Here is a 16,078-nt window from a genome sequence, read left to right as displayed (position 1 = left end):
ATGGGCGGCAATATCTTGCTACATATGTTTGCGCAACCTTGATAAAGGGGCAGCAGGCTGCCCCGGCGGCGTCAGTTTTGCCAAACCTGCGGACTGCGCGGCGTATCCATCCGGTAATCCGAATAGGGACGGGTGAAGATCTCACGGCCCATATCACGGGCGGCCTGTAACGGGTTGCGCGGATCCTGGCTGATTTCTCCCCGGCTGTTGCCCGCCCCCTGGACCAGCCCGACGAACTCGGAATGCGAGTAACGGCTGAACTCCTGGATCTGATGCACAATGCCCATCGCGGCGCCGGGATAGGTTTCCTCCGAGGCCACCGCCAGCCCGATGCGTTTGCCGCTCATCCGCTGATGCACCCGTTCCGCGTCGGGGTAGGCGCTGGAATAGTAGCTGAAAGAGCGGTCGAAAAAGGCTTTGGTTTGCGCCGACATGCCATACCAGTAGAGCGGGGTGCAGAACACCGCCGCGTCCGCCGGCAGAAAGTGCTCCAGGAAAAGTTCGCCATAACGATCGGCAGGCGGTGCGGCATGGCGCTCATCCACCAAAAAACCGCTGATGTAATCGTCTAAAAAATGCAGGCTGGCGTCGGTTCCGGCCTCGGCGGCTCCCGCCATGATGGCCTGCGCCAAAGTCGCACTGTTGCCGTCGCGGCGTGGGCTGCCCACCAGCACGATGAGGCGCTTGGGTTGATGAGATGAATTCATGTCACTCTCCATTTGTTGACCGTGGAATACCAGAGTCAATTTACGGTGGTGGCAGCGCAGGCGACAAATGACGGCTATTCTGTCAGGATGAGTTTAATTCATCCGTACGGAGACTCTGCCATGTTCGCTACGCTGCCGGTGACGGCATTGCGCACCTTTGAATCCGCCGCCCGCCTGCGCAGTTTTAAACAGGCGGCTTTGGAGTTGGCGGTGACGCCGACGGCGGTATCGCATCAGATCAAAACGCTTGAGCAGCAGTTGGGTTTTGCGTTATTCGACCGGGTGCCGCGCGGTGTGCGGTTGACGCAAAAGGGCGAGCGTTTGTTTGCCGGAGTGCACAGCGCGCTGCTCGATGTGGCAACGGTGCTCGATGCCCTGCGGCCGACGCCCAGCGCAGGCTCGCTGTGCGTTTCCGTCACCCATTCTTTCGCGGCGCTGTGGCTGGTGCCGCGTCTGGGCCGCTTTTATCAGGCCTATCCGCACTATTTGGTCCGTCTGGAAGCCTGCGGCGACGTCATCGACCTGCAGCAGGATGCCAGCGTGGACATCGCCATTCGCTACAGCAGCGCAAACTACCCGCAGTTGCATCAGGCGGCACGGCTGGAGGAGAGTTTTGGCGTTTACGGCGCCCCGGGACTCTGCGCAGCGGAACAACCCACGCCAACGCTGATCACCGTTCGTTGGCGGGATTCCACCCTGTATGAAACCGGCTGGCGCGAGTGGTGTCTGGCTGCCGGGGTTGATTGGTGGCAGCGGCATACGACGTTGCGCGCCTATGACGAAGAGCATTATGCGTTGCAGGCTGCGGTGGCCGGGCAAGGGCTGGTGCTGGCCAGTTCGTTGATGGTGTCCGATCAGGTACGCAATGGCCTGTTGGCGGCGTACAGGCCGGAAATACGCGTGCCGGGGGCCGCTTATACCGCACTGTGTGTGCCTGGGCGTGAACGACATCCGCCGGTGCGGGCATTTCTCGACTGGCTGCAGCAGGAGCTTGGCAGTTGATGAAAAGCACAAAATAAAAGTTTTTCTGGCGTGCAGCATGGGAATATCGGATAAATTTGGTATTCCATTCCCATGAGAGAGATGTCCATGAGCCAGCCAAGAGTTTCCGATCACCCGATTGATGCGCAGTTTATTGAACGTTGGTCGCCACGTGCGCTGGCGAATGATCCTATCGATGATGCGACCCTGCTGAGCTTCTTTGAAGCCGCGCGCTGGTCGCCTTCGGCCTATAACATCCAGCCATGGCGCTTCGCCTACAGCAAGCACGGTTCGGCCAGTTGGGACAGCTACCTCGATTTCCTGATTGAGTTTAACCGCGGTTGGGCGCAGCACGCTTCGGCGCTGGTGGTGATCATCTCCAAAACCACCAGTTTGAACGGTGAGAAGGAAGTGAACAACCCGAGCCACGCCTTTGATGCCGGTGCAGCCTGGGCCAATCTGGCGCTGCAGGCGCATTTGAAAGGCTGGCTGACCCACTGCATGGGCGGCGTACACCACGATAAAATCAAGGCTGCGCTCAACCTGCCGGAGAACTATCAGGTGCATGGCATGGTGGCGATCGGCAAGGCGGGCGACAAATCCCTGCTGCCTGAGTTCCTGCAGCAAAAAGAGATCCCTTCAGGGCGTTTGCCGCTGGAACAGACGGTGGTGGAAGGGTTGAACTTTAGCCTGTAATCGCCCCGTCAGGTCAATCAGCCCGCAGGATTTCCCGCTGCGGGCTTTTTTGTGTCCTGAGCATCGGCCTGATCGACTCAGGCCTTGTTCATCACCACCACCAGATAAATGCAGGTTTCGGCGCTCTCATTCTTGAACACGCAGTCGGTCGGGGGACCCAGTTCCAGGCAATCACCCTGATCCATTTCATGGCGGGTTTCGCCTTCCTGAAACACCAGCGAGCCGGACAGCACCCAGATCAATTGCCGCATGAAGGCGTAGGCCGAAGCCGGCATCGGGATCGCCGTTCCGGCGGGCAGTTCAATGCGCACCAGATCCAGCGGCATATCCGACTGCGGCGACACATGACGACGGACGTAGCCGCTGTCGGGATCGACCCACAGCGGTTGGTCCTGCTTGCGCATCAGCCTGCCTTCCTGCGTTTCCGCCCGGGCGATCAGCTTGGACATGCTCAGACCAAAGGCACCGGAAAGCCGACCCAGCAACATCGCCGTGGGGCTGCTGTCGCCGCGTTCAATTTTATGCACCATCGCGCGTGAAACGCCGGCCCGTTCAGCCAGATCGGACAGCGACCAATGGCGTGCCTCGCGTTCGATGCGGATCCTCGCGCCGATGCGCTGATTTAGGTTGTCTAATTTATTATCCATATCGTAGTATGATAGTAGACGGTCAACCAAGAGGTCAACATGCTTATCCGAAACGCGACTATAACCGATAGCGCAGGCATCGCCGCTATCTATAACGACGCCGTACTCAATACCACGGCAATCTGGAATGAACTTAGCGTCGACGCGGCGAACCGTGCGGCGTGGATGACAGAACGCCAGGCGATAGGGTACCCGGTGCTGGTGGCGATTGATGCCGCGGGCGAAGTGATGGGCTATGCCTCGTTCGGCGACTGGCGGGCCTGGGACGGTTATCGACATACCGTCGAACATTCGGTTTACGTCCGGCAAGACAGCCGCGGCGGCGGGGTGGGCAAAACGCTGCTGATCGCGCTGATTGAGCAGGCGCGGGCGATCGGCAAACACGTGATGGTGGCGGGCATCGAATCCGGCAACAACGCCTCCGTACAGTTGCACATTAATCTGGGCTTCGAGATGGTTGGCCGAATGAGCCAAGTGGGCGCCAAGTTCGGCAAATGGCTGGATTTGACCTTCCTGCAGTTAAAACTCGACGACGCCAGCGCGCCACCGACGCGCTGAGGGCGTGGCGAAAACCGGAACCTCTATGAATATCATGCTATTGCTGCTGGTAGCGGCCGGGGTCAGCCTGGTTATCCAGAATCTGTTGATGGTGCGCATTACCGAAAGCGTGTCGACGGTGCTGATTACGCTGGTGATCAACTCCAGCGTCGGCCTGGTGCTGTTAATGGGGCTGCTGTTCGCCAAAAACGGCGTCACGGCCCTGGCCGAAGTCACGGGTTCCCTCCGGTTGTGGATGCTGTTGCCCGGCTTGTTGGGATCGTTTTTTGTCTTTTCCGGTATTTTGGGTTACCAAAAGCTGGGGGCAGCCACCACCATTGCCGTGCTGGTCGCCAGCCAACTGGTGGCGGGATTGATGGCGGATATCTATAAAGCCGGACCGGCGGCACTGCGCGACAACCTGCCTGCACTTTTGGGTGCCGTGTTATTGGTGATTGGCGCTTTTTTGGTGGCCAGAAGAAGTTTTTGAAGGGGACAAAGCCCGCGCGGGTTGCCGAACGGGCCTGCCTTTATATTTATTCGATCAGAATGACAGGGTCATACCGGCGTAATACGCGCGCCCAGGTTCGTTGTAAGTCGATGCCCCTTGGTTCTCGCGGTACAGCTGTTTATCGAACAGGTTACTGATACCAGCATTCAGGCGCAGATCCTGGGTCAGATCGTAATTCACGCCAACCGCGGCCACGGTGTAAGCTCCCACTTCATTGGTCGCCAGCGAACCGACTTCATTACGGATCTCGGCATATTCGCGTGGCTTTTGGCGCCCATAGAATGTCCAGGTGAGGTTGGTCGAGAGCTTGTCGGTTACCTGATAATCCAGCATGGTGTTAACGGTGTATTTCGGGATCACGGAAAGCGGGTTCCCGGTATCCTTGTTCTCCGAGGTGATCATATAGGTGGCGTTGGTGCGCCAATTCAGCCGATCTTTCACTACCGGGATCACCAGATTGCCTTCAAGCCCTTCCACCACCGCCTTGCCGCCGTTTTCCCAACGCAGAATGCTGTACCCGTTAGAGGCGTAACCCACCAGATCGGTCCCGGAAACGATTTTGTTTTTATAATCGTTGCGGAAATAGGTGATGCCGGCGTTAAACCCTTCATAGGTAAACTCCAGGCCGAGCTCTTTGTTGATGCTGACTTCCGGATCCAAATCGGCATTGCCCATCAGATAACAGCTTCCAGAGGTAATATTGTTCGGGCAGCCGTTGCCGCGGGTGGCAAGCAGGTAACCTTCACTGGACTGGTACAGGTTAGGGGCTTTAAACACACGGGCGATCCCGGCTTTCAGTTTGAAATGGTCGCCAAGTTCCTGCGAGGCATTCAGGCTCGGGCTCCAGTTACTGCCGAATTTGCTGTGATAATCAAAACGCATGCCGGGGATCAGCAGGGTGCCCGGCACCACTTCGATATTATCTTCGAAATACAGGGCGCTGAGTTCAGCGCTGTTTTTCGCGCTGCGCCCGGCAGGATCGCCGGAGATATCACCAAGAGTCACGCCGCTGGCATCGGTGACCTGCATAGAGGCCGGATCGTCGAGCTGCTCACGGTTCCACTCGGCCCCCAGGGTCATGGTTTGTTCGAACCACAGGTTGAGCGGCAGCGTCACTTCACCGGTGGTTCTGACATTTTTCAGCCGACTGGTGTTGAATTGGTCGCTGTTGATCATCCCTTCTACGCGCCCGGTAGAGCCTTCCTGCAGGCGGGTATTATTGGTTTTTTCGTAGTAAACGCCGACGCGTGACTGGCCCCAATCCCAGATGCCGTTATGGGTGATGCCATAAGTCTGGCGATACAGGCGGTTGGTTTCTTGCCCGTACAGCGAAGAGACCAGATCGTTCGGACTGAGGTTACCGTTGCTGTATTGGGTATCACCGGCGTAGATATTGCCCTGGCGGCTGTAACCCAGCTCAAAATCGACAATCTGTGTCGGGGTCATTTTCCAGGAGAAAAGGGCGTTGACGTCTTTGTTGCGCACACCCTCGTTACCGGCGGCATAGGAACCGTTTTGCGCGGTGTTGATATCCGCCGCATCGGCGTCGGTCTTGTTAAAGTTACCGTACAGGCGCATGGTGAGCGCATCGCCGGCCAACGGGCCGCTGAGGCTAAAGTTGGTGCGTTTCGTCGCGCCTTCCTTGTCGTTTTCAGGCTGGTTGGTAAACAATGACAGGCTGCCATGCCAGTCATTGGTGGGGCGTTTGGTGATGATATTAATCACGCCGCCGGCGGCACCGGAACCGTAACGTGCCGCCGCTGGCCCGCGCAGCACTTCGATGCGTTCAACCATTTCCGCCGGCACCCAATTGGTATCACCACGGGTATCTCTCTCGCCGCGCCAGCTGTAGCGAACAGAATTTCGCGACGTTGTGGGCACGCCGTCGATTAAAATCAGCGTGTTTTCCGGCCCCATGCCGCGTATATCGATCTGGCGGTTATTGCCACGGCTGCCGCTGGCGCTGTTGCCGGTCAGGTTCACGCCCGGCATCTTACGGATGATGTCGGATAAATCGTTGACCGGCGGATCCTTGGCGATGTCTTCGGCGGTAATAATGGAGACGCCCGGCTGCTGTTTTAATTGTTCTTCTGCCGGTGCCAACACCACCATTTCCTCACTTTCTGCCGCCAGATCATCGGCGGCATAGCCGCTGCCGCTAATTAATCCCGCCAGCAATATCGCGCCTGGTTTCAATTTGAAAGAGTGTGTGTAAATCATGCATCTTTTCCCTGAAAGTATGTGCAAATATTATTGAATAATTATGATAACGATAACCATTCTCATTATTTGTAAGGAAAGTGCAAATTCACAATATCTCCACAATGTCGTTTCGGGCAGGTGACCTTTTAATGTGTTTGATTATATTAGGATTTAATACGCAGAGTTTGGCGATGGATCGAAGCTGCGGGGTATCGGTAAAACTAAAACCCGCCCGATTTGGTCCGAATATGGTGGTGTTAATGCCCTGCTCGGCAAAAGGCTCGGCTTTTTTTGGGGAGGGGAACAGCCGCATTGGGCAACCTGTGGGTTGCCGACTAATTTGGCCTGGTTCAAGAGCCGGCAGGCACTGCCGAAAGCTCGCGCTTTGTTGAACATCTTGACCGACAATCTGGGGCCCGCAGGCAGTAGACTGGAGCGTGCTTTTTAAGCACTCAGTGGCAGGCGTTGGCTCAGGATACGGCGGCGGCCAGGTTACGCAATTCCGGCAATACGCTTAAGTTTTTCTCCTGCACGATATCCTGGCAAACTTTCAGGATCACCGCTTTGACCACATCAGAACTTCGCGTCAGGCTCTGTTGTTCCATTATGCTATTTAATTCCGCCAGCTGTTTTTTAGTGACTTTCATCGACAGGCGTTTCGACGCTTTGGCCGTGGCCAGCTCGCTGCTCAGCAGCGCTTTCAGCCCTTCCTGATGATAGCGGCCGCTGGTCAGCGCATGGAGGTAATAAAGGATCAGCGTCTTATGGAAGTCGTCGTTTAGCGAAGCATCTATTTTCTGCGTGGCGAGGTTAAGAATATCGAGATAGTGCGCCGGAACCCGAACTTCCAGCGCCGATTTGCTCTGTTCAAACTCGCTTTTAATTTGCGGCGTGGACTGGGCGGGGACACTGACCACTGCGTCACACTGGTTGCAGACGGCGGCCAGAATATTCTTCACCGTGCCACGTTGGTCGCTGAAATCCACATCGCGTAAACGATAAGTCGCGATGGATTTCCCGCAGTGCTGGCACAGAACGGCGCGTGTATCGCCTTCTTTAACAATTTTCACAGTGAACTCCTTGCTGAGTTATTGGTGCACGCTGATAAAGATGATGTCGGGTTCCATAAAATAAAATTTTACGTACCAATAACAACCTGCCTTCCAGGGGCGAAGAATATGAACGTCAGTCGCGGCATCCTGGTGATGTGGACGGTACTGATACTCATTTTCGGTCGTTTTCCTGATCAGTTCGATCACCCTGTTTTCATCAACCTGACCGGTGGCGAACAGATTCTTTACATCGATGTTGCCACGCACCTCATGGTCATACGCTCCTTGTTGAAGACAGCGTATAGCGAGCTTTTTTACGGCCCTGAATCCCATTTTACCTCCGCATGCTGTACGATAATTTGCGTACAGTCAATATGCCTGATAAATCTCACTGCAACTCAGTCTACCGGCGAGAGTGATGGGGAAGTTAAGTGATGTTTGTGTGCAATGGGGGAAAAAGACGAAAAGGCGCGACGCCTCGCAAATTCGTGCAACGAGCACCACAGGTAGCGGTATGGCACTGTAAGCATCCCAGTAAAACGGACCATTCGTTTTTAGAGAATTTCCAGCAAACGATTTAGTTTCCCTTTAAGGCCAATGTCCGCGCCTCGCTCACAGCTCCCTGTTTTGTGACTGTGACAGGCAGCGATACTTTGGGCCATATACAGGCTGGAAATGAAGCGCGTTTGTGATAAAAAGAGCATCAGACCCGTTATGCCTGATACCGGAAGGAGCAGAAAAATGAGAACGCAGAAGCGATGCATGGGGTATGTGGCCGTGGTGGTCGATGATTACGATCGCGCAATCGAGTATTACACAGACAAGCTGGGTTTTACCCTCGTTGAAGACACGCCGCAGCCGGGGAAGCGCTGGGTAGTGGTGACACCGAACCCGGAAAGCGATTGCAACCTTCTTCTGGCCCGAGCCTCAAACGAGAAACAGGAAGGCTTTATTGGTAACCAATGCGGCGGCAGGGTGTTCCTGTTCCTGCAGACCGACGATTTCTGGCGCGATTACCACGCGATGAAAGCCAAAGGGGTTCATTTCTGCGAAGAGCCCCGTGAGGAGGGCTACGGAACGGTGGTTGTGTTTGAAGATATCTACGGCAACCGCTGGGATCTCTACCAAAACGCGTAGAACGAAAGCGCTCAATGGCCGCGCTTTTAATGCGTGGCCGGGTTTAGGATGAATCAGTTCAACTTTCTTCAATTACTCTGAGCTTCCACCATGCGTGGACTATCCGCTTACTGACCCTGGCCGCTCGATGCTGAAACCCTCGGCCGGATCCACTGACAGGATTAAGGAGACATGGCAGGTTATTGAGGCATCCCGGAAAGCCTTCGATGAGCCAGACGAAAAACGGGTGCCGTTTGCCACTCATCGCGGCATGGTGGTGTCGCAAAGCCGTTAGTTGGACGCCGCCGCCTGATAATTGGCTGCCATTTTATCCAGTGCGGACTGATTTTCTAACCCCCATTGGTACATTTGCTCAATGGGTTCGGCCAGGGTTCGGCCAAGTGGGGTCAGCCGGTAATCGACTTTGGGTGGGATCACGTCATACACATGGCGGGCAATCAACCCTCGCAGCTCCAATTCTTTCAGCGTTTGAAACAGCATTTTCTTGGAAATCCCCTGCAAGCTGCGTTGTAACTCACCGGTGCGTGCGCGTTCATCCGGCCAGTGATACAGCGCATGCAGCACCATTGTGCTCCATTTAACTGAAAAGAGCTCCATCAGGCGGCGCGGCGGCGAGTCCGCATAGAAAAAGAGTTTACCCTCAACCCAGGCTGGCACTGTTCTGTCCTCTGCTTATGGTCACCAAATGGTAACTACTATCAATATGGAATCCTGTTGACTATAGTCTGCCCCCTTGAATTAGCCAAAACCAGCACATTCTTGAGGCAAGATGAAAATCAATGCATTAGTCGCACATGACGCGGCACAACCTTTAACATCAGGCCAGGTTTCGCTGCGTTCGTTACAAAAGCAGGATGTCAAAATCGAGATCCTCTATTGCGGCGTGTGCCACTCGGATCTTCATATGGCGCGTAACGAATGGGCGGTCAGCCGATATCCACTGGTGCCGGGACATGAGATAGTCGGGCGAGTCGTGGAGGTCGGGGACGAGGCCACCCATTTTAAACCCGGCGATATCGTCGGCGTGGGCGTGATGGTCGACTCCTGCCGCGAGTGCCATTTCTGCAAGCACCACGAAGAACAATACTGTGAAGCGGGGTTTACCGCGACCTACAACGGCATTGATAAATATACCGGCGACAGCACCTGGGGCGGCTATGCGCAGAGCGTGATTGTCGATCAACATTTTGTTGTTTCTGTACCGCGAAATCTGTCGCTTGCCGGGGTTGCACCGCTGTTGTGTGCGGGTGTGACCGTATGGTCGCCGCTGCGCCATTTCAACGTCAATGCAGGCGATCGCGTTGGTGTTGTGGGGCTGGGGGGGTTAGGCCATATGGCCGTGAAGCTGGCCAGTGCGATGGGGGCGGAAGTGACGCTGTTTACTACCTCCCCGGAGAAGGGCGAAGATGCCCGGCGTCTGGGGGCAAAACAGGTAGTGGTATCGCGCGATGCCGCGCAAATGGCTGCCTGCCGAACCTCACTGGATTTTATTATTGACTGCGTAGCGGCACCGCACGATCTGGATCCTTATCTGGCAACGCTGAAAACCAATGGCCGCCTGGTGTTGGTCGGTATTCCGGACCAGCCGCACGACTCGCCGAATATTACGCCCATGGTGTTTCGACGTTTAAGCATCAGCGGTTCGTCGATTGGCAGCATTCAGGAAACCCAGGAGATGCTGAATTTCTGCGGCGAGCACAATATTACCGCCGATATTGAAATAATCGGTGGCGAGGATATCGAGGCTGCCTTTGGCCGTATGCTTAAGGGGGACGTTAAGTACCGCTTTGTGATTGATATGCAGGCTACGCGCTGGTAGCGGAACAGTCGTTCCTGGCGGCCTGTGCCATCAGGCTCAAGCCGCCAGTAATTACGGCAACCTGTTCCGTCACTCTCCACCTCTGTGTGAGCCTCAGATTTGTGTTGCGTCTACAGAATCGAAATCACTCAGTATTTTCAGTCTTTGATGCGGGAAAAAACTCCGAGTTTTGACCTGCCACTGCTTGTGACAGACTGGGGTCAGTCCACTGATGCGCGAGTCAGGCGCTCGCGGTGTGCCGATACTGACTGCAGAATCATCAGGAAAAAGCGGATTATTAGCACGGACGGAATGTATTCCGATCCTGATCACTGGATTCGCCATCTTCTGGCTTAAAAAAGTGTCCAGTCTGAATAGTGAGTTCGGCTAATAAACGAAGAATGAGGGGAAATCATCACCATTTCCCCTCCGTTTCAACCTCTGATGGTACCAGGGGGCGTTATGCCTTGTACTTCAGCTGATTAGCCACTTTTCAATCTGTGTAACCATCGCCGCGGTTGAAATGCCATATCGGTCGTGCAGAGTAGGCAGGGCGCCTGCCGCAAGAAATTCGTCAGGCAGTGCAATCTGACGGAAGCGGGGCGTCACTCCGTGACGCATCAGCGTTGCGGCAATTGCTTCACCCAACCCACCGGTGATTGAGTGATTTTCTGCTGTTATAACCAGCCGCCCGTCTGCCACAGCTTCACCTGCTTCTCTGAGGATCGTCACTTCATCAAGCGGCTTAATCACCGGAGAATGTACCACTCCGACATGCATTCCCCGTTTTTCCAGTTCTTCCGCAGCCTCCAGTGCTCGCATAGTCATCAGGCCACTGGCGATAATGACCGCATGCTTCCCTGAACGCAGGCGTTGCGCTTTACCATGTTGATACCGATAGTTATATTTATCCAGAACAATAGGTACCTTCCCGCGTAGCAGCCGCATGTAGACCGGCCCCTGGTGATCGGCTATTGCTGGCACCACCTGACTGATCTCGTGCGCATCACAGGGATCGATAATTGTCAGGTTTGGCATGCCGCGGAAAATGGCCAAGTCCTCAGTTGCCTGATGGCTGGGACCATAGCCAGTGGTCAGACCTGGCAATGCACAGGCAATTTTGACATTAAGGTTCTCCTCAGCAATGGCCATACAGATAAAATCGTAGGCACGGCGGGAGGCAAAAACCGCATAGGTTGTTACAAAAGGCGTGAACCCTTCGCGGGCCATACCGGCAGCAGCACTCATCAACAACTGTTCAGCCATGCCCATCTGGAAAAACCTTTCGGGATAGGCTTCGGCAAATAAATGCAAATCCGTATATTTGCTGAGATCTGCGGTCAGGCCGACAATATCTTGCCGTTGCCGGGCCAGTTCAATCAGTGCATTACCAAAAGGCGCGGATTGGGTAGGCTGCCCTTCAACTGCGATGGAAGCAATCATGGCTGAGGTCGTCAGGCGTTTCTTTTGCGTTAGGGTCATCTTATTCTCCTTGCTCCAGAGCCGTCAGGGCTTTATCCCACTCGTCTGCATCGACGCGGATAAAATGCGTTTTTTCACGTGTTTCCAGGAAGGGAACCCCTTTGCCCATCCGGGTATCACAGATGATGACGCGCGGCTGAGCTCCCTCCCAGCGACGGGCAATATCAAAAGCCGCGGTGAGCGCGCCGATGTCGTTGCCATTCACGCGCTGAGCATGCCATCCAAAGGCCTGCCAGCGGTCGACGATGGGTTCAAAGGCCAGTATTTCCGATGAATGACCGTCCGCCTGCTGGTTATTCACATCGATCAGGGCAATGAGGTTATTCAACTTCCAGTGTGACGCTGACATGGCCGCCTCCCAGGTCGAGCCTTCATTCAGCTCACCGTCAGACAGCAGGTTGTAGACAAACGAAGAGGAACTCTTCTTCTTGAGCGCCAGACAGGCCCCTACGGCGATGCCAAGACCGTGGCCAAGCGACCCCCCGGTGATTTCCATCCCCGGGGTATACGCAGCCATGCCTGACATGGGCAAGCGGCTTTCATCGCTGCCGTAAGTTTCACGCTCACTTTCGGGAATAATGCCCGCTTCAAGAAGCGCGGCATAAAGGGCAATTGCATAATGTCCGATCGACAGATAGAAACGGTCCCGGCTTTCCCATTCTGGCTCAGTTGGCCGGTAATTCAGCGCATGAAAATAGCTGACAGCCAGCAGATCTGCAGCACCGAGTGCCTGTCCTATGTATCCCTGTCCCTGAACCTGTCCCATAAGCAAAGCATGGCGCCGGATGTTGGTCGCACGCTGCTGTAATGTTATTACCATATTGTTCATCGTACCTCCTGGTTAGCGGTTTACATCTGCAGCGCGGATGCGTAGTACACAGAGTGCTCCAAACAGCAGCACGGCAGAGATGAAATACATACCTATCGCGGGTGAGCCGGCCCGGGTCGTAATGGAACCAATCAACCAGGGTGAGAAAAAGCCGGCGAGATTGGCGATACAGTTCACCGCAGCAATTCCCGCAGCGGCCGAAACTCCCCCAAACAGATTGGTTGGTAACATCCAGAAAAGTGACGAGGCTGAGATAATGCCCGCAGCGGCCACGCTCAGGAATAACATTGACACCGGGACGCTGTGGCCCAGTAGTGTCGCCAGAGAGAGGCCGATCATGCCGGTAGTCATCGGGATAATGAGATGCCAGCGTCTTTCACGATGACGATCGCCGCTGCGACCTGTCAGCAGCATGGCTATGATTGCGCAGAAGTAGGGAATACTGGTGAATAACCCAATGTGCAGAGGCTCCTGAATGCCAGCATTACGAACCAGCGTAGGCAGCCAGAAGGTCAGCGCATATTGCCCCATCACCACGCAGAAGTAGATCAATGCCAGCAGCCACAGGCGTCTGTCCGAAAGAAACGCCCTGACGGTGCCATGATGGGATTTCTGCTGGTTATCTTCATCCAGATCGGCACGAATCATCTTTTTCTCGTTTTCATCGAGCCATCTGGCCTGTTCTACCCGATCCTTGAGGACGGCAAGCACGATAAATCCCATGAGAACCGTTGGTATGGCTTCGAGGATGAACAGCCACTGCCAACCGGCCCATCCGTGATAGCCGGAAAAGGAGTCCATAATCCAGCCGGATATCGGCCCGCCAATCATGCCTGACAGAGGAATAGCAACAAACCACAATACGGTCATCCGCGCACGCCGGTGCGAGGGGAACCAGTAGGTCAGATAGAGCAGCAGGCCGGGAGCTAATCCGGCCTCAGCAACCCCTAACAGAAAACGCAAAATATAGAATTGCCAGGCTGTTTCGACAAAGGCAAACATCCCTGATATCAGGCCCCAAGTGATCATAATGCGAGCGATCCAGCGGCGGGCACCAACGCGATGCAGGATAAGATTGCTCGGAACTTCAAAGATGAAATATCCTATAAAGAAGATGCCGGCACCCAGGCCGTAGACTGTTTCACTCAGTGACAGATCACCCATCATCTGAAGTTTGGCGAAGCCAACGTTTACCCGATCGAGATAAGCGCAGAGGTAACACAACATTAAGAATGGCATCAGCCGCCAGGCCGTTTTACGGTACGCGCTGTTGCGTGCAACATCAGTTGCACTCAGATTTAGCGTGGTCATAATATTGACTCCGAATACGTTCAGCTAACACTGAACAGAATGGTCTGAGCGCTTAGTGAATTAACATGCCGCCGTTTACATCCAGCGTGATACCAGTGAGGTAACCTGAGAGGTCAGAAGCCAGGAAAAGCGCAGCATTAGCCACATCACCAGCGCTGCCGAGTCTGCCCAATGGAATACTTTCGATGATGGCGTGCCGGCGTTCATCCTGCATGAGCCCGCCAGTGATATCGGTATGAATCAGGCCGGGAGTCAGTGCATTGATGCGGATCTGGTCGGGGCCAAACTCACGAGCCATGGCTTTCGTCAGGCCCAGTACGCCAGCTTTGGCCGCGCTGTAATGCGGCCCGCCGAAAATCCCACCGCCGCGCTGAGCGGAAACCGATGAAAGACAGATAATGCTCCCTCCACCCTGACGCTGCATCACGGGTATTACTGCTTGTGACATCAGCAGTGTGCCTTTCAGGTTGACGTCCAGAATGCGGTTATAGTCGCTGACGCTTATTTCAAGCGTTTTTACCGGCTGGGTAATACCTGCATTATTAACCAGGACATCAATACGACCGAAGGTATTCACCACATGGTTTACTGCCTGCTGTACCGCATCAGGATCGGTAACATTGACTGCCAGACCGAGATGCTCCTCACCGAGTTGAGATGCCGCTTTCTGCGCGGCGGCTTCATCAAGATCGAGGATAACAACGCGCGCGCCGTGCTGCGCAAAACAGGCAGCTGTGGCGCGGCCGATGCCGCGCTCTGAGGCGGCCCCCGTGATGATGGCGACTTTATTTTTTAATAACATAACAGGCTCCGCTATAGTTTTTATATGTAGAATTGGTTTAATGCCAGTAGGGACGTATTCAGCATCGAAAAAGGAAGGTATAAAGGCAATGCAAAAAAATTCATTTGATGCTGAATGAATTTGTTGGTTTGATGCGGGTCACAGTTATTTAATTAAAAATGAGTTGAATATCACAAATTCGGCATGAGGAAATACGCATGAATAAGCTGGCAGAGTCTTTTCCCTCTTTTAAATCACTGCGGGTGTTTGAAGAGGTAGCTTATTTTGGTAACGTCGCCAGGGCCGCAGAGGAGCTCAGTATTACGCCTTCGGCTGCCAGCCATCAGCTTGCAAAACTGGAAAGTCAGTTGGCCTGTATTCTCTTTAACCGCTCAGCTAAAGGTATGTTTCTGACGATGGCCGGAGAGCGGTATCTTAAGGAAATCAGTCCGTTGCTTCAGGGTATTGCTCAGTCAACTTCACGTATTAGTGATGAAAAAGAGCGAAGTGCTTTACGGATCCACTGCGCCCCAAGTTTTGGACTGCTGTGGCTACTCCCGCGAATTCATACTTTTCGCGAAAAATACCCTGAGCTGGAAGTGACGCTTTCCTGTTCCTATGAGAATCTTTCATTCAGCCGAGCAAATATAGATATTGCTATTCGTCACGGATTCCCGGACTGGCAGAGCTTCGAAATAAAAACAATTAGAAACGAAAGAATGTCTGTTCTGGCTTCACCGGAGTATCTTAAGAAACACCCTGTTAAGCATGTTTCGGAATTAAGCGCGCATGCACTCATCCTCTCAGAATCCCCTCTGATAAAGTGGCCACAGTGGTTCGCGCAACACCAGTTTCAGCAACCGCAAGAAGACTGGCTATTTCGTTTTGACCGTTCATATATGAGCCTTGAAGCTGCGATGCTTGGATATGGGCTTATCTTCGAAAGCGAACTTCTGGCGGAGGACTATTTAAAGAGCGGCAAGCTTGTGCGGGTGCTGGATCCCGAATTCAGTATTCCTGTAAGTGCACATCATCTTGTTTATCCGAGAGGTTTTTCACATTATCCTCGAGTTAATAAATTTTTAGACTGGATGCTTCCAATGCTCAACTGAGTGTTCGAATGAAAACCGTGTTCAAACTACTCCTCGGCGCGGATGGCGTTCGCCACCGGCGACAGCTTTGCCACCAAGGGTGCGCCGGTGGATAAGGACGTGGCGGTGGTTGGCGTCGGTCTGGACGTGCCGCTGACGCGTTCGACGCGGGTCGGCGTCTCCTATCAGGGACAGTACGGTTCGCAGCTGCAGGCCAACTCGGTCAATGCACAGCTGACGGTCTCCTTCTAAACGCTGCCGTTAGCGCACGGGCTGCCAGGTCTCCTGGCAGCCCGTTTCATTTCAAGAGATGTCA

Annotated in this window: 18 protein-coding genes; 8 read left to right on the top strand and 10 right to left on the bottom strand. The window is 54.3% G+C overall.

Annotated features, from left to right (window positions below):
• Window positions 1-71: 71 nt before the first annotated feature.
• Complete coding sequence (locus tag ACGS9J_RS03795; RefSeq protein WP_442229735.1) at window positions 72-707, bottom strand: flavodoxin family protein; 636 nt, start codon at window positions 705-707, stop codon at window positions 72-74.
• A gap of 120 nt (window positions 708-827) precedes the next feature.
• Here ACGS9J_RS03795 and ACGS9J_RS03790 point away from each other — a divergent pair, with 120 nt between their 5' ends.
• Together ACGS9J_RS03790 and ACGS9J_RS03785 are read left to right on the top strand one after the other, a co-directional pair.
• Window positions 828-1,709 carry a LysR substrate-binding domain-containing protein gene (locus ACGS9J_RS03790; protein WP_442229734.1) on the top strand — a complete coding sequence of 294 codons (882 nt, stop codon included), beginning with the start codon at window positions 828-830 and terminating at the stop codon, window positions 1,707-1,709.
• 87 nt (window positions 1,710-1,796) lie between these two features.
• Window positions 1,797-2,384, top strand: a complete 588-nt coding sequence (locus tag ACGS9J_RS03785) for a nitroreductase family protein (RefSeq protein WP_442229733.1) — start codon at window positions 1,797-1,799, stop codon at window positions 2,382-2,384.
• 77 nt (window positions 2,385-2,461) lie between these two features.
• On the opposite strand, the gene ACGS9J_RS03780 is transcribed toward ACGS9J_RS03785, so the two are convergent.
• Window positions 2,462-3,031, bottom strand: coding sequence for a helix-turn-helix domain-containing protein (locus ACGS9J_RS03780; RefSeq protein WP_442229732.1), 570 nt, complete (start codon window positions 3,029-3,031; stop codon window positions 2,462-2,464).
• A 39-nt stretch (window positions 3,032-3,070) separates the two neighbouring features.
• Here ACGS9J_RS03780 and ACGS9J_RS03775 point away from each other — a divergent pair, with 39 nt between their 5' ends.
• Window positions 3,071-3,589, top strand: a complete 519-nt coding sequence (locus tag ACGS9J_RS03775; protein ID WP_442229731.1) for a GNAT family N-acetyltransferase — start codon at window positions 3,071-3,073, stop codon at window positions 3,587-3,589.
• A 25-nt stretch (window positions 3,590-3,614) separates the two neighbouring features.
• Window positions 3,615-4,058 (top strand): DMT family transporter, encoded by a 444-nt coding sequence (locus tag ACGS9J_RS03770; RefSeq protein WP_442229730.1) that lies wholly within the window; start codon window positions 3,615-3,617, stop codon window positions 4,056-4,058.
• 54 nt (window positions 4,059-4,112) lie between these two features.
• Here ACGS9J_RS03770 and ACGS9J_RS03765 read toward each other — a convergent pair whose 3' ends face one another.
• The 3 genes from ACGS9J_RS03765 to ACGS9J_RS03755 form a co-directional block, all read right to left on the bottom strand.
• On the bottom strand, window positions 4,113-6,299 hold the full coding sequence (locus tag ACGS9J_RS03765; protein ID WP_442229729.1) for a TonB-dependent siderophore receptor: 2,187 nt from the start codon (window positions 6,297-6,299) through the stop codon (window positions 4,113-4,115).
• Window positions 6,300-6,751: 452 nt separating this feature from the next.
• A complete protein-coding gene (locus ACGS9J_RS03760) occupies window positions 6,752-7,351 on the bottom strand; it encodes a hypothetical protein (RefSeq protein WP_442229728.1) in 600 nt (199 codons plus the stop codon).
• 18 nt (window positions 7,352-7,369) lie between these two features.
• The gene (locus tag ACGS9J_RS03755; RefSeq protein ID WP_442229727.1) at window positions 7,370-7,666 is read right to left on the bottom strand and encodes a hypothetical protein; all 297 of its coding nucleotides are present in this window, start codon (window positions 7,664-7,666) and stop codon (window positions 7,370-7,372) included.
• A gap of 408 nt (window positions 7,667-8,074) precedes the next feature.
• Between ACGS9J_RS03755 and ACGS9J_RS03750 the strand changes: the two genes are divergently transcribed.
• On the top strand, window positions 8,075-8,470 hold the full coding sequence (locus ACGS9J_RS03750) for a VOC family protein (RefSeq protein WP_442229726.1): 396 nt from the start codon (window positions 8,075-8,077) through the stop codon (window positions 8,468-8,470).
• A 270-nt stretch (window positions 8,471-8,740) separates the two neighbouring features.
• Here ACGS9J_RS03750 and ACGS9J_RS03745 read toward each other — a convergent pair whose 3' ends face one another.
• Window positions 8,741-9,127 (bottom strand): winged helix-turn-helix transcriptional regulator, encoded by a 387-nt coding sequence (locus tag ACGS9J_RS03745; RefSeq protein ID WP_442229725.1) that lies wholly within the window; start codon window positions 9,125-9,127, stop codon window positions 8,741-8,743.
• 112 nt (window positions 9,128-9,239) lie between these two features.
• Between ACGS9J_RS03745 and ACGS9J_RS03740 the strand changes: the two genes are divergently transcribed.
• Window positions 9,240-10,289, top strand: coding sequence for an NAD(P)-dependent alcohol dehydrogenase (locus ACGS9J_RS03740; protein ID WP_442229724.1), 1,050 nt, complete (start codon window positions 9,240-9,242; stop codon window positions 10,287-10,289).
• A 453-nt stretch (window positions 10,290-10,742) separates the two neighbouring features.
• On the opposite strand, the gene ACGS9J_RS03735 is transcribed toward ACGS9J_RS03740, so the two are convergent.
• From ACGS9J_RS03735 to ACGS9J_RS03720, 4 genes are read right to left on the bottom strand one after another with little or no spacing between them, the layout of a single operon-like run.
• A complete protein-coding gene (locus ACGS9J_RS03735; protein WP_442229723.1) occupies window positions 10,743-11,750 on the bottom strand; it encodes a transketolase family protein in 1,008 nt (335 codons plus the stop codon).
• 1 nt (window position 11,751) lies between these two features.
• On the bottom strand, window positions 11,752-12,570 hold the full coding sequence (locus tag ACGS9J_RS03730) for a transketolase (RefSeq protein ID WP_442229972.1): 819 nt from the start codon (window positions 12,568-12,570) through the stop codon (window positions 11,752-11,754).
• 21 nt (window positions 12,571-12,591) lie between these two features.
• Complete coding sequence (locus tag ACGS9J_RS03725) at window positions 12,592-13,890, bottom strand: MFS transporter (protein ID WP_442229722.1); 1,299 nt, start codon at window positions 13,888-13,890, stop codon at window positions 12,592-12,594.
• A 52-nt stretch (window positions 13,891-13,942) separates the two neighbouring features.
• Complete coding sequence (locus tag ACGS9J_RS03720) at window positions 13,943-14,692, bottom strand: SDR family NAD(P)-dependent oxidoreductase (RefSeq protein ID WP_442229721.1); 750 nt, start codon at window positions 14,690-14,692, stop codon at window positions 13,943-13,945.
• A 197-nt stretch (window positions 14,693-14,889) separates the two neighbouring features.
• On the opposite strand from ACGS9J_RS03720, the gene ACGS9J_RS03715 reads away from it, so the two are divergent.
• Window positions 14,890-15,783 (top strand): LysR substrate-binding domain-containing protein, encoded by an 894-nt coding sequence (locus ACGS9J_RS03715; protein WP_442229720.1) that lies wholly within the window; start codon window positions 14,890-14,892, stop codon window positions 15,781-15,783.
• A 42-nt stretch (window positions 15,784-15,825) separates the two neighbouring features.
• Window positions 15,826-16,014, top strand: a complete 189-nt coding sequence (locus ACGS9J_RS03710) for an autotransporter outer membrane beta-barrel domain-containing protein (protein WP_442229719.1) — start codon at window positions 15,826-15,828, stop codon at window positions 16,012-16,014.
• The last annotated feature ends 64 nt before the right edge of the window (window positions 16,015-16,078 follow it).

It is taken from the genome of Serratia quinivorans (assembly GCF_052113645.1).
Classification (GTDB): Bacteria; Pseudomonadota; Gammaproteobacteria; order Enterobacterales; family Enterobacteriaceae; genus Serratia; species Serratia quinivorans_B.
This window is presented reverse-complemented; position numbering and strand designations above follow the sequence as displayed.